The 13,667-nt window shown below is 59.8% G+C and carries 8 protein-coding genes; 2 read left to right on the top strand and 6 right to left on the bottom strand.

Features of this window, described 5'->3' with window-relative positions; translation table 11 throughout:
- Positions 1-16 precede the first annotated feature (16 nt).
- A complete protein-coding gene (gene ugpC / locus DTW90_RS16905; RefSeq protein WP_132523071.1) occupies positions 17-1,090 on the top strand; it encodes a sn-glycerol-3-phosphate ABC transporter ATP-binding protein UgpC in 1,074 nt (357 codons plus the stop codon).
- Here ugpC and DTW90_RS16900 read toward each other — a convergent pair.
- Together DTW90_RS16900 and DTW90_RS16895 are read right to left on the bottom strand one after the other, a co-directional pair.
- Positions 1,087-3,255 (bottom strand): mechanosensitive ion channel family protein, encoded by a 2,169-nt coding sequence (locus DTW90_RS16900; RefSeq protein ID WP_149339704.1) that lies wholly within the window; start codon positions 3,253-3,255, stop codon positions 1,087-1,089. The two genes, ugpC and DTW90_RS16900, sit on opposite strands and share 4 nt — an antisense overlap.
- Before the next feature lie 218 nt (positions 3,256-3,473).
- Positions 3,474-5,258 carry an APC family permease gene (locus DTW90_RS16895; protein WP_132523075.1) on the bottom strand — a complete coding sequence of 595 codons (1,785 nt, stop codon included), beginning with the start codon at positions 5,256-5,258 and terminating at the stop codon, positions 3,474-3,476.
- 244 nt (positions 5,259-5,502) lie between these two features.
- Here DTW90_RS16895 and DTW90_RS16890 point away from each other — a divergent pair, with 244 nt between their 5' ends.
- On the top strand, positions 5,503-7,872 hold the full coding sequence (locus DTW90_RS16890) for a DUF1989 domain-containing protein (protein WP_132523077.1): 2,370 nt from the start codon (positions 5,503-5,505) through the stop codon (positions 7,870-7,872).
- A gap of 22 nt (positions 7,873-7,894) precedes the next feature.
- Here DTW90_RS16890 and DTW90_RS16885 read toward each other — a convergent pair whose 3' ends face one another.
- Genes DTW90_RS16885 through DTW90_RS16870 form a run of 4 tightly spaced genes read right to left on the bottom strand, consistent with a single transcriptional unit; the run spans position 7,895 to position 13,599 of the window.
- The gene (locus tag DTW90_RS16885; protein WP_132523079.1) at positions 7,895-8,578 is read right to left on the bottom strand and encodes a response regulator transcription factor; all 684 of its coding nucleotides are present in this window, start codon (positions 8,576-8,578) and stop codon (positions 7,895-7,897) included.
- A gap of 1 nt (position 8,579) precedes the next feature.
- Positions 8,580-8,957, bottom strand: coding sequence for a response regulator (locus tag DTW90_RS16880; RefSeq protein WP_132523081.1), 378 nt, complete (start codon positions 8,955-8,957; stop codon positions 8,580-8,582).
- A 2-nt stretch (positions 8,958-8,959) separates the two neighbouring features.
- Positions 8,960-9,601 carry a response regulator gene (locus DTW90_RS16875; RefSeq protein ID WP_132523083.1) on the bottom strand — a complete coding sequence of 214 codons (642 nt, stop codon included), beginning with the start codon at positions 9,599-9,601 and terminating at the stop codon, positions 8,960-8,962.
- Positions 9,598-13,599 (bottom strand): PAS domain-containing protein, encoded by a 4,002-nt coding sequence (locus DTW90_RS16870; RefSeq protein ID WP_132523085.1) that lies wholly within the window; start codon positions 13,597-13,599, stop codon positions 9,598-9,600. The genes DTW90_RS16875 and DTW90_RS16870 overlap by 4 nt, the downstream gene beginning before the upstream one ends.
- Positions 13,600-13,667: the final 68 nt, after the last annotated feature.

Raw genomic sequence — 13,667 nt, 5'->3', positions numbered from 1 at the left:
GGAAAGGAAACTAGCAATGGCAACAGTCACGATCGACAAGGCCCGCAAGGTCTATGCCGCTCTGGAGGTGCTGCACGGGGTTTCGGTCGACATATCGGACGGCGAGTTCGTCGTTCTTGTCGGCCCCTCCGGCTGCGGCAAGTCCACGCTTCTGCGGATGATCGCCGGCCTTGAGGATATTTCGGGCGGTACGATCAGCATCGGCGGACGGGTGGTTAACAACCTGCCGCCGAAGGAGCGTGACATCTCCATGGTTTTCCAGAACTACGCGCTCTATCCGCATATGACTGTCGCCGAGAATATGGCCTTCTCGCTCACCCTCGCCGGTGCGCCGAAGGCGGAGAAGCAGAAACGGGTCGGTGAGGCTGCACAGATCCTCGGGCTTACGCCCTTGCTTGAACGCTATCCGCGTCAGCTCTCCGGCGGCCAGCGCCAGCGAGTGGCCATGGGGCGATCGATCGTCCGCAACCCGCAGGTCTTCCTGTTCGATGAGCCGCTGAGCAATCTCGACGCGAAGCTGCGCGTCGCCATGCGGGCGGAGATCAAGAACCTGCACCGGCGCCTTGCGACCACGACGGTCTATGTGACGCACGATCAGGTCGAGGCGATGACCATGGCCGATCGCATCGTCGTCATGAACGAGGGCAAGATAGAGCAGATCGGGGCTCCACTCGAACTCTACGACAATCCCGGCAGCGTCTTCGTCGCCGCCTTCATCGGCTCGCCATCGATGAATTTGCTCAATGGCAAAGTCGAAACGTCCGGTGGCAATCCGATTTTTCGGCTTGGTGCGGAGGCTTCGCTGCTGATGCCCAACGGCCAGGGCTCATCTCTCGACAAGGCCACGGTTTACGGTATACGACCGGAATATCTGCACCTCACCGAGCCCGGCAAGGGCGTTGCCGGCAAGGTCATTGTGGTCGAGCCGCTTGGTTCGGAAACGCAAGTGATGGTGTCGGTCGCCAATCAAACGGTCGTAGCAGTCTTTCGCGAGCGCGTCCGCGTTCAACCGGACGAGACCATCTGGCTCGCGCCGGAGGTCGACCGCGTTTGCCTGTTTGACGAAAGCGGCCATCGAGTCCGGGCTTAGGAAGCCGCTTCCCCGCCTGCTTCCTCGTTTAATATCCGTTTCTGGACGATCGCATTGTTGGTCGCGGCTGCCGCGGCCAGAGCAGCGACGCGCTCGTCATTGGCCACCTGAACGGTCGGCGAGGCAAATTCGATATTATTGGCGTCAAAGACTTCTCGGATCATCGCAAAGGCGCGCCGGCGAATGGTCGACTGCTCCCCTGGCTTCGTGGTCATCGCAAAGCTCAGATTGATGCCGTAGTCGCCGAATTGTTCGACGCCCTTCATCTTCACGGTTTCGATGATCATCGGGCCAAGCTCCGGATCCTCCAGAAGCGCGGCGCCGACGCCTTTCACCAGTTTCCTCACAAGCGCGATATCCGTCTTATAGCTCACCGAGATCAGGAATTTGTCGATCACCCAATCCCGCGACATGTTTTCGACTGCGCCCAGCGAGCCAAAGGGAACGGTGAAGATCGGTCCGCGGTGATGACGAAGTTTCACCGAGCGGATGCTGAAAGACTCGACCGTACCCTTGTAGTTTCCGCTCTGGATATATTCGCCGACGCGAAAAGCATCATCCAGCATGTAGAAGATGCCGCTGATGACATCCTTGACGAGGGTCTGCGATCCGAAGCCGATGGCGACACCGAAAATGCCGGCGCCGGCGATCAGCGGCCCCACCTCCACGCCGAGACCTGACAGCGCCATCATGATGGCGATGGCGGCGATCAATACGGCCAGGAAATTGCGCAGGATCGGCAATAGCGTCAAAAGGCGGCTGCTCCGGGCAGCGTCCGCGGCGCTTCCCTCTCCCAGCCGGGCGCGCTCCAACTGATGGGTAATCAGCGCCTTGACCGCCTGCCAGAGAATATCGGCGGCAAGCAGGATTGCGATACCGCTCAATATGCCTCGGGTGATGCGGCTTGCCGCGGCCTGCTGCATCATCTCGGCCGAGTGGGTTTGCAAAACCGCTGCAAGCCAGAGAACCGCAAGGCCGATGATGGCAGCACGCACACCGCGTTCGACCAGCACCTCATAGACGGCGCTGTCTGAGGACGTGGCCATTTCCTCTCTCCGGCAGGCCGTTCGAATGATGGAACTTGCAAGAGGCAATGCCGCCGGTATCAGGATGACATAGGCAGCGAGCCACATGGCGAACTTCAAGTCTGCCACCCAAAGCAACCAGATGACCGACAGCCAAAAGATCAGCATCCAATCTTTTGCGGTGCGTCGTGTTGGTTGCTCGACGCTGCGAGGCCGGTTCCAGACGGTTTCAACTGTTACGGCCCAAAGCAGGATACCGATTGCATAGCCCACCACGGCTGCGACGGTTGGCTGGAAGGTGAGCCCGCGCATGATGCCATCCGAGGCCCAGCCGATGAAGAAAATCAACGTGAAACGCACGACGCGCCAGAACCAGAAACGCGCGGCCTTGTCCTCGATAGGAACAAGCCGGATGAAGGTTTCACCCGATGCCGCTCGAAACGGCGCCAATATTACGCGGCTGAGCCGGATGACGAGACGGCCAGCGATCAACCCCAGAAGCGTCGGCACGATTAGCTGGCTTAGAAGCGGTGGCCAGCTCATCGTCAGAAACAGGCCGACCGTGGCAACGCCGAAGATGACGAGCGGCGCGAGCTCGATGAACACATGCCGCCCGATCGCGTAGAAACGATCAGTCACGCTTGCTTCAGTTTGGGCGTTGGCCCTTCGTGCCCGGATATGCCGGGCGACATGGCTAAAGGCCCATTCCGCGATAAGACCGATCGCAACCAGGCCGAAGAACAATAGCAACAGGCTGCCCGGGCTGCGGCCATTGAGGCTGGCCATGGTTTTTTGATCGATCCGCGCGAGCTCGCCCGGCACCAGCGGAATCGCTTGTCTTACGTTGAGCAGATGCGCCTGAACGGAATTGAGCCAAACCGTGAGATCGCTCGCGGACATGCCCTGCATGGCCATTTTCGGCAAAGCCTCGGGCTGCTGCTTTGCCTGTTCCTTTGTCTGTGTCGCCAGAAGGGTGCGGATGTCAGGATCGTCGAGCAGCTTGATGAGCTGATCGACCTTCTGCTGGGTGGCCACGTTCGCGTTGTCTGATTGGGCAGCGACGGAGCCAGCCATCCCAAGCAGCAAGGCGAGGAGAAGAAACAGTTTGCGTCCGCAATCAAGCTTTCCGATCGGTCTCATCTCTTTCCCCGAGAAGCGTGGTTGGTTTCCGGTCGTGACGACGGAAAGCCTCTTCAGAGACACGTTTAGGAGAGAAGCCTTTCTCTTGAAAGACCGATATTCCCATGATGCTTTCAAAAGACGCAAGCAGTCGATTTTGCGGAAGTGATCCCGTTGCGCGTCAGCAATCTATCAAGTTGACGGGGCTACTTGTGTCGCAGCCCCGTCAATCCAAGCGGTCAAGCTGGGAGCTGGAATACCCAGTTCGCGATCAGCACGATGGCGAGACCACCAGCGAGCGCGACATAGGGCAGGATACCCGCTTTTTTCACGCCGAGATCCTGTCCAACAAGGCCGAGATCGGCCATGGCACCTTCCGGAAATTTGCCGCCGTCGCGGACATAGTGACGATAGGCAAAGACAGGCAGGATCAGGGCCGCAAAGAAGAAGCCGATCCATAGCGCGTTGGCATAGCCCCACACCTTCGCACCGGCGCCGAGGAAGAGGGCGTTGACGAATGCAAGGATGGTGTTGAGGCCGATCAGCCAGCTCGGCGCCTTCCAGGGGCGCTCGACATGGCCTGAATCCATGCGGTGGATCCAGCCGGAATTCAGGTTGAGGAAATTGAAGATGATGTAACCGACGTTGGAAACCGCGAGCACGAAGAAGTAGCCGCTGACGTCGGAGGCGATTGCAAGCAGGGAGAGATTGAAGGCAAAGTCCGTCCACATGGCGCGGGTCGGGGCGCCGTTCTCGTTGACGTGTTCGAGATATTTCGGCAGCCAGCCGTCTTTGGAGCCCTGATAGAGCGTCCGCGACGAGCCTGCCATTGCCGTCATGATGGCAAGGAAGAGCGCCAGGATCATCAGGATGACGAGGAGCTGGGTGACGATGCGGCCGGCGCCGATCAGGCCGCCGAGTGCTTCGGCGACACCGGTGCCGTCGACGATGCCTGTTGCCAGCATACCCTCATGGCCGAGCACGCCCTGGAAGGCGAAGGGAACGAGGAAGAAGAACAGGCAGCAGACGAGGCCGGAATAGAAGATCGCCTTGAACGTATCCGTCTTCGGGTTCTTGAGTTCACGCGTGTAGCAAACGGCGGTTTCGAAGCCGTATGTCGACCAGGCGGCGATGTAGAGGCCGCCGAGGAACAGTGTCCAGCCGCCATTGCTCCAGCTGCCGTCGGTGACGGCATAGGCTGCCGTCGGCGGCACGAGACCCGTGACATTGGTGGAAACGATCTGGCCGCTGATGATCGGATAGATGCCGATGATCAGAAGCGGGACCAGAACGATGATTGCCAGCCATTTCTGCACGCTTGCCGTCTCGGAGATGCCGCGATGCTGGATCGCGAAGATGATCAGCATCAGGATGCCGCCGATGAAGAAGGTGGCGTTGATGTTGGCGGTCGCGAGAAGGGGAATGTTGAAGGTGAGCAGCGACCAGTTGCGAATGGCCGGCGTCAGGGCGGCAACGCCATCGGCACTCAGCAGCGCCTTTACCGCGTCCGGCGCCGATGTTCCTGCGTGAGCGGCGATGTATTCCGTAACCCGGGGGCTATCGGCCGCAATCGACGTGGCATGCGCGCTGATCCAATCGAGCACAGCATGCGAATCCGCGGCCGGGATGGGGAAAAAGGCATTGAGAATATAGCCGGCCGCAATAGCGCAGCCGAGGGAAAGCACCGGCGACCAGGCAAACCAGTTGCACCAGACGGAGAGCGGAGCGATGAACTTGGAATAACGCAGCCACGCCGTCGCGCCGTAGACCGAGGCGCCGCCCGACTTGTTGCCGAACATGCCGGCAATTTCAGCATAGGTGAAGGACTGCAGAAAGCCCATGACCATCGAGATGATCCAGACCAGGAAGGCGAGCTTGCCGGTGGTCCCTGCGATGCCGCCGATGGAGAAGAGAACAAGCGGCGGCACCCCGGCGGCTACCCAAAAGGCGCCTTTCCAGTCGAGTGCACGTATAAGTTTTCCTTCGCTGCCGGTCGTGACCCCGGCGTCGACTATATCCGTCATCGATGAATTCCCCATAAATTGTTCCGGACGTATCTATCGTACGTCTCCCTGAACGGTGCCTCCCATGGCATTTCGGGGCTGCCCGGTGCTTTGGTGATCCATGTTCCCGCATGGATTCCGGGTCTGAACCCTTGCTGCATAGTGAAGATATTTTCTTTATAGTCAACATGCCTTTACTTTACGGTCGCATTTTGTAACGTGCTTGTGGATGCTTTCGGGCAACTCAATCCGCAACGAGGGTCAAATGCGAGATCTCCATCCGGCGATGGCCATGGCGCGACCAGTTTTGCCAAGCATCGTCCGCTACCCCGGCATGCCGACACTGCCCAAGGACACAGAGCGCTACCGCTGCAAGGGCGGCGGATCGCTGGTCGTGCGCGTCGAGCCCGGCGACCATGTGACAGTGATTGATAGCGAGGGTGGCCAGCCCTGCGAGCTATCCTTTCTCGACGAAACCGGCCGCTTTCAATCCGCCGGTCTTGGTGCGGCCTTCACCAATGGTGCGGAGGGGTTGAAAGCCATCCTCGCGTCGAATGAAGAGAGTGCCGCGCGGGTTCGCACAGCACTCCAGCGCCGCGGCGCCGATCTTTCGAGCGCAGGAGCGCTGCGCATCTTTGGCGAGACATCCGCGCCGGGAGAAAAGGCCGAGTTCACGATTGCGATGAGGGGGCTGTTGATTGCTGTTGCGCCAGGAAGTGCCATGTCGCCGGAGACGCAGGATACCGCAACGCCTGTCGAAATCAGGATCAGGCGCAGCAAACTGATCCGTGACTATAGCTGGGCGTTGCCCGAACCGATCGCGGATCCGATCGAGGACATCAGGATCAAGGCAGCGACGGCATCCGCCTATTTCGTGCGCGCCGGCGAGTTCATCCAGATCATCGATGTCTACGGCCGGCAATGCACCGACTTCCAGGCCTTTGCCGCGCGCAAGGTCGACAAGGGTCTCGACCGCGCGCTGGATTCGACGGTGACGCGGACCCTCTTAAGTCGCAGCTACCCGACGCCCGGCCTGCCTTCCAAGGCGTTCGATCGGGATTTCGAACCGTTGATCGAGATCGTGCAAGACACCGTTGGTCGCCACGATGCTTTCGCGACCGCCTGCAACTCGCGCTATTACGACGACATGGGCTATCCCGGCCATGTGAACTGCACGGACAATTTCAACGGCGCGCTCGCACCCTATGGCATTGCCAGTCGCAAGGGTTGGGAAGCAATCAACTATTTCTACAACACCAATATCGACCACAACAATCAGCTCTATCTTGATGAGCCCTGGTCGCGGCCGGGCGATTATGTGCTGATGCGGGCACTGACCGATCTCGTCTGCGTGTCTTCCTCCTGTCCAGACGATATCGATGCGGCGAACGGCTGGGATCCGACGGATATCCATGTTCGCACCTTTTCCGGCAAAGAGAAATTCTCACGAGCGGTGGCCTATCGCATGACCCCTGAAGCAGACGCTGAACTGACGCGTGAAACCGCCTTCCATCCGCGCTTTTCGGCGCTGACGCGGGACTACACCGAATATCGCGGCTACTGGCTGCCGAACCGCTTTACCGCCGAAGGCCCGGTCGAGGAATATTGGGCCTGCCGGGAAAAGGCGGTCGTGATCGATCTCTCGCCTCTGCGCAAATTCGAGGTGACGGGCCCGGATGCCGAGGAGCTTCTGCAATATTGCCTGACGCGTGACGTCCGCAAGCTATCGACCGGCCAGGTCGTCTATTCCGCAATGTGTTACGAGCACGGCGGCATGATTGATGACGGAACCCTGTTTCGTCTCGGGACCACGAACTTCCGATGGATCGGCGGGGACGACTATAGCGGCATATGGCTGCGGGAGCAGGCGGAAAAGAAGGGGTTCAAGGCCTGGGTGCGCTCATCGACGGACCAGATGCACAATATTGCGCTACAGGGACCGAAGAGCCGCGACATCCTGAAGGAGATCATCTGGACCGCGCCGCGGCAGCCCGAGATCGGCGAGCTCGAATGGTTCCGTTTCGCCGTCGGCCGCATCGGCGGTTTCGAAGGGGCGCCCGTGGTCGTTTCGCGCACCGGCTATACCGGCGAACTCGGCTATGAAATCTTCTGTCACCCGAAGGATGCACTGATCGTCCTCGATGCTGTGTGGGCCGCCGGCGAGCCCCATGGGCTGAAGCCGATGGGGCTCGAAGCGCTGGACATGGTCCGCATCGAGGCCGGTCTCGTTTTCGCCCACCATGAATTTGACGACCAGACCGACCCCTTCGAGGCCGGTATCGGATTTACCGTTCCGCTGAAATCCAAGCAGGACGATTTTATCGGCCGCGAGGCGCTGATCCGCCGCAGGGAAAATCCGCGACACATTATGGTCGGCCTGGATGTCCAGGCAAACGAGGCGGTTGGCCATGGCGATTGCATCCATATCGGCCGCGCCCAGGTCGGCGTGATCACCAGCGCGACACGTTCTCCGATCCTCGGCAAGACGATTGCGCTTGCCCGCGTCGATGTCACCCATGCGGCAGTCGGCACGGCGGTGGAGATCGGCAAGCTCGACGGCCACCAGAAGCGCTTGCCGGCGGTGATCGTGCCGCTATCGCATTACGACCCGCAGAAAACACGGCCGCGATCCTGAGCCCTTTGATGGTCCAGACGCGCTAGGCTGCCTTTAGCTCTGCGGGCAATCTCTCCCAGGCCCTGATCAGCTCGCCGATCGAGCCGGCTTCCATCTTGCGCATGACATTGGCGCGATGCAGCTTGACCGTGACCTCGCTGATGCCGAGGTCGAAAGCGATCTGTTTGTTGAGGCGTCCGCGCGTCACCTCGCGGAGAACTTCACGCTCCCGATGGGTCAGCGTCTCGAGGCGCTCGATATTGCGCTTGACGACAAGCGCGTCTGCCCGCCGCGTTGCGTCGAGCTCGATCCCGGCGATGACAGCGTCGAGTAGCGTCTGGTCCCGTACCGGCTTGGTGAGAAAATCGACTGCGCCGGCCTTCATTGCCTGAACCGTCATCGGAATATCGCCGTGACCGGTCAGAAAGATGATGGGCTTGGCGATGCCGTTCTCAGCCAGATGGTGCTGCAGGTGGAGCCCGCTTGCTCCCGGCATACGCACATCCAGGATCAGGCAGCCCGGGCTGTCCAATAGATCGGCAGCGTCGAGCACTTCCCGCGTGGACGCAAAGCTGACGGGATGAAAACCTGCCGAGAGGATCAACTCCGACAAGGCCTCCCGCACGGCTGCATCATCATCGACAATGATGACGACGGGTTCGTTTGTATCGTTCTTATGCTGCGGTAACAGCTGCGCCGATTTTCGCAACGGCTGATCAACTCTCATGTCACCCTCCATCTCTCGATTTTTGCAAGGCTTCGCCTATGGCGATCAGCAGGGCAGGGGCATCGAACGGCTTGCGGAAAAAGCCGTTGATACCCTGAGCGCGGCCCTGGTCTGCGATTTCATGACGACCGGTAACCAGGAATACCGGCAATCCCGGTCGCGTCTTCTTCACCTCGTCACGAAGTTCGAAGCCATTCATACCGGGCATGCCGATGTCGGTGATGAGTAGGTCCAGATCCAAAAGTCCGTAGTCGAGCAGCCCCCTGGCCGAACCGAAACAGCAAGCCGCATATCCGGCGGATTCCAGAAGCTCTTCCAGCGACTCGAGCAGCCTCGGATCGTCATCAACAATCGCGACCATCGGCCTTGTCTTCTCCATGCTTAATTTCCTCCTGCCCGGCGCGAGTGGGTTATGGGTATTCCCAGTCGCTCCGCTATCCGCACCAGATCGGCGAGCGATGCCGCCGCCATTTTTTGCATCACATTCCTCCGATGGATCTGCAGTGTAACTTCGCTGATCCCCAGCTCGGACGCCGCCTGCTTGTTCAGAAGGCCGCTGATGACGAGTGGCAGCACCTCCCGCTCGCGCCGCGTCAGTTCGAGATATCGCTGTTTCAGCTCGCTCAGTTCGGCCCGCTCCGACCGCTTTTTCCGATCTTCGCAGATGGCCGCATGGACGGCTGCCATGAGATCCGCATCGCTGAACGGCTTCGTGAGGAAATCCACCGCGCCGCGCTTGATGGCACGCACAGAAGAGGGGATGTCACCATGTCCGGTAATGAAGACGATGGGCGGATGATCGCCCTCGGCGATCTGCCGCTGCAACTCGAGGCCGTTGATATCGGGCAACTCGACGTCAAGGATCAGGCAGGCGGGGATGTCCGGCTTCTCAGCGCCCACATACTCGCCTGCCGAGCCGTAGCCGATGGCGCGTATGTCGTGGGCTTCCAGGAGTTCGCCGAGCGCTTCCCGAACACGTCCGTCGTCATCGACAATGAAAACAACACGATCGTCTGTCATCATGGCGCGGCTTTCGCTGTTATTGGCAAGATGAAAATGAACCGAGCGCCGTTCGGTTCATTGTTTTCGGCCCACAGCCGCCCGCCATGTGACTCGACTATCGAGCGGCAGATGGCGAGCCCCATGCCCATTCCGGTTCCCTTGGTCGTGAAGAAAGGCTCGAATATCCTGTCGGGAAATTCGATGCCGCGTCCGTGATCGCTGATTTCCGTCTGAATTTCATTCCCGGCGCGATGCGCGCGCACTTCGAGAATTTTTTCGCCTGTTGTCGGATCCATAGCCTCCATGCCGTTGCGGATGAGATTGATGAGGACCTGCTGAATCTGGATGACATCGAGCGTGACGGGCGGAAGATTGCTCTCGATATAGATATCCATGCGAATGCGGCGGCGAGCGGCCTCTTCGGCCATGAGGCTACCTGCCTCGGCAATAACACCAGCAAGCGTCGTGCTGATCCTTGCCTCCACGGATTGCCTGAACAGCGCACGAACGCGGCCGACGACGTCTGCCGCCGCATTGGCGTCCCGGATGATGCGCTCGGCGACGATTTTAGCGCGCGCGACATTCGGAGGATCGACCGAGAGCCAGCGATGGCAGGCATGCGAATTGGCAACGATCGCAGCCAGCGGCTGGTTCACTTCATGCGCGATCGATGCCGACAGTTCTGCAAGGCTTGCCGCCTGCGAGGCGACAGCCAGCCTCTCCTGCGTGCGCCGCAATTCCTCCTGGGTGCGCACGTCGTCATCGATGTCAAAGCTCACGCCGTACCACTGCAGCACATAGCCGCTCGCGTCGCGCAAGGGTTCGGCGCGGCCGTTGATCCAGCGATAGACACCATCGGCCCGCCGCTGCCGATATTTCATCGCGAAGGTCTCGCCTGTAGCAAACGAGTGAACGAGCGCGTGTCCGACGGACGCCGCATCGTCGGGATGGACGGAATTCTGGATGGCCATCTGCAACCGGCTGGCATCGGGCGAATTGAGATCGGCCAATGTCAGCCCGACATACTCTGCCAGGCGTCTGTTGAGATAGGAGGGCTCTCCGTCAGGCTCGGCCGCCCAGATCAGTGTCGGTAGCGCGTCCACAAGTCTTCTCAGCTGCTTCTCGCTCTCCCTGAGCGTCTCCTCGGCGCGCAGCTGGTCGTCCACATCGTGCGAAAGACCGTACCATTGGACGATGCGCCCGCTTTCATCGCGCAGCGGCTCTGCGCTTCCCTCGACCCAGCGGTAGGCGCCATCGGCTCGCCGCAGGCGGTAGCGTCGCGAAAAGCGCTCACCGGTATTGACACTGTATTTAAGCGCCTCCGCCCATCCGGCCGCATCGTCCGGATGGATTGCTGCCTCGATGATGGCGGCCATCTGGTGCGCGTCGAGCTCGTCTGCCTTCGCCATACCCACGCCGAAAAAATCCATCAGGCGCTTGTTGAAGAAGGTCGGTTCACCGTCCGGACTAAGCCGCCAGAGAAGGCTCGGCACCATGGCCACAAGCTGCGAAAACTCCCGTTCACGGTTGCGCAGCGCCTCCTGCGCATTCATCTCATCCTCGATGTCGATCGAGGCGATGTACCATTGTACGACCGCGCCATTTGCATCACGCAGCGGCTGCGCACGCGCTTCGATCCAGCGATAACCCCCATTCATGAGGCGTCTGCGAAACCGGTTGACGAAGGGTTGGCCGGTCGCAAAGCCATTTTTTGCCTTCGCAAACATTGCCGGAAAGTCTTGCGGATGCGCTACGTCTCGGGCCAGCATGTCGAAGTCCTCGATCTGCGCCATCGGCGTACCAGCTTGCTCCTGATATCGCTTGCTGACATAGGTCATCCTGCCTGAAGGGGCGAAGCTCAGAATACTGAAGGGCACGGCGTCGATCATTTGCTCCAGCTGCTGCTTGCTGTTCCGTAGCGCTTCTTCAGCCTGCACAAGGTCGTCGATATCGTGTGAAAGCCCGTACCATTGGACGATGCGGCCGTCGTCATCCAGCATCGGCTCTGCGCTGCCTTCCACCCAGCGGTAGACACCATCTGCGCGTCGCAGGCGATATTTCATGGAGAAGCGTTCGCCGGTTCCTACGCTGTGAAACAGCGCCTGGGTCATGCGTGTTGAGTCGTCCGGATGTACGGCGGCCTGAATGATAGCCGCCAAGGGATGGACGCCTTCAACATCGACGTCGCCCAAATCCAGACCCAGAAAATCGATGAGTCGTTGGTTGAAGAAGTTAGGCACGCCGTCGGGCGTCAGCCGCCAGAGGTAGCTGGGCACCATGTTCACGAGCTGCGAGAATTCCCGCTCCCGCGTGCGCAATGCCTCCTCGGCCTTCACCTCGTCATCGATGTCGATAGAGATTGCAAACCATTCCACTATGGTGCCGTCATCATCCCGCGATGGTTCCCATCGACCGTCAACCCAGCGATAGACGCCATCTGCTCGAAGCATACGATATTTCATCGCATTGGGTTTGCCGGTCGCAACCGAGTGGCGGACTGCGTCCAGTAGCCTGGTCGAATCCTCGGGGTGCACGTAGGTGTGCATGGCGGTTGCCAAACGACTGCGGTCCGGATTGTCCAGTTGCGTGAGACTGTCGACGCCGAAAAAATCGAGCAGGCGTTTGTTGAAGAAAGTCGGCTGGCCCTCGGGGGTCAGACGCCTGATCTGGGCGGGAACCATGTTGATGAGCTGTGAAAGCTCCCGCTCCCGGTCCCGCAATGCCTCTTGTGCGATCACCAAGTCGTGGATGTCGAAGTTTATACCGTTCCATCGCGTAATCTCGCCATTGGCGCCACGCATGGCGGTGGCATGTGTCTGTACCCACCGATAAGTGCCATCGAACAGCCGTTGGCGATGCCTAACCATATAAGGCTCACCGGTGGCCAAGCTCTTGGCGAACAATGTTCCCGCGACCTCAAGGTCATCCGGGTGAATGGTCGCGGCTAGGATGTTGGAGAGCCGAGCGTGGTCAGCCTGATCCTTTTCGTCCATGTTGAAGCCGTAGAACTCACGCAACTGCTTGCTGAAGTAGAATGGCTCGCCGGTTGGTGTCGTGCACCAGATACGCGCCGGGAGTGTTTCAACAAGCTCACGTAGCGAGCGCTCGCTTTCGCGCAGGGTAGATAACGCCAACTGATGTTGACGGGATATGGCGGCGACGATGAGTGCCGAAAACGCAGAGATCACCAGAAAGAGCTGCAGCATGATCTGCCTATGGCGCTGAGTCTCGGGATCGCCAACAAACTGGCCGGCGCCTGATATCGTGAAGACCGCTGCAAGCAGCGCCAACAAAGCCAGCGTCACAACCGCTCCCTTGAACTCGAAGCGTACTGCTGCCCATAACAGGGGAGGCATGATGATGTAAGCGAAGGGCAGGTAGCCGCTGAGCGAGAGGACGGCAATGCCGAGGAAGATCAGCCCGAGAACCGAGGCTTCCGCCCATCGCGCCGGCGAGAATTCGGTTTTGTCACGCCAGTCCTGAAACACGAGCAATGCCAGCGGCGCGACGATCAGGACACCGGTGGCGTCCCCGATCCAAAAGAGGGGCCAGGCGCCCGTGAAGGTCTGCGAATATATGCCGAACCAGGCCAGCGTCGCACTGCCGATCGTCGCGCTCACAACAGGTGCAATTCCTGCGCACAGCACGATGAAGGTGATGACTTCGTGCAAGGTTTCCAATCGCACGGATCGGTTTAAGGCCCAGTTCACCAGCCATGCGCCAAGCATCGCTTCAAGGGCATTCCCGGCATAGATGAGAACGGCCGCAGGGAATGGACTATGGAACCACAGGACGTTGCTGAGTAGCTCGGCAAAACAGCCCGCCAGCACCCACCATGGCCAGCTCCGCATGGGAGCGAGGATCAGCGTTGCGATAAAAAGCCCGCTCGGAGGCCAGATGGAAATACCCGTTCCGGGAACGATTGCAAGCGCTTGAGCGAAACCGCAACCCAGGACATAAGCGATAAAAAAGAGACCCAGATGCCGAAGGTTGGGACGGTACGGCCAGGCGGGCGTCATCGGCTGCTCCTGCAGGACAAAGAAAGCCTGGGATCGCCAGCGTTTCGAATGGTTTAGTCTCGACATTG

The sequence above is a fragment of the Neorhizobium sp. P12A genome (genome assembly GCF_008365395.1).
GTDB lineage: Bacteria > Pseudomonadota > Alphaproteobacteria > Rhizobiales > Rhizobiaceae > Rhizobium.
This window is presented reverse-complemented; position numbering and strand designations above follow the sequence as displayed.

Excerpts from the sequence above, each read along its gene's own strand:
- ugpC (WP_132523071.1), top strand. The coding sequence starts at position 17 with ATGGCAACAGTCACGATCGACAAGGCCCGCAAGGTCTATGCCGCTCTG.
- DTW90_RS16900 (WP_149339704.1), bottom strand. The coding sequence starts at position 3,255 with ATGAGACCGATCGGAAAGCTTGATTGCGGACGCAAACTGTTTCTTCTC.
- DTW90_RS16895 (WP_132523075.1), bottom strand. The coding sequence starts at position 5,258 with ATGACGGATATAGTCGACGCCGGGGTCACGACCGGCAGCGAAGGAAAA.
- DTW90_RS16890 (WP_132523077.1), top strand. The coding sequence starts at position 5,503 with ATGCGAGATCTCCATCCGGCGATGGCCATGGCGCGACCAGTTTTGCCA.
- DTW90_RS16885 (WP_132523079.1), bottom strand. The coding sequence starts at position 8,578 with ATGAGAGTTGATCAGCCGTTGCGAAAATCGGCGCAGCTGTTACCGCAG.
- DTW90_RS16880 (WP_132523081.1), bottom strand. The coding sequence starts at position 8,957 with ATGGAGAAGACAAGGCCGATGGTCGCGATTGTTGATGACGATCCGAGG.
- DTW90_RS16875 (WP_132523083.1), bottom strand. The coding sequence starts at position 9,601 with ATGATGACAGACGATCGTGTTGTTTTCATTGTCGATGACGACGGACGT.
- DTW90_RS16870 (WP_132523085.1), bottom strand. The coding sequence starts at position 13,599 with ATGACGCCCGCCTGGCCGTACCGTCCCAACCTTCGGCATCTGGGTCTC.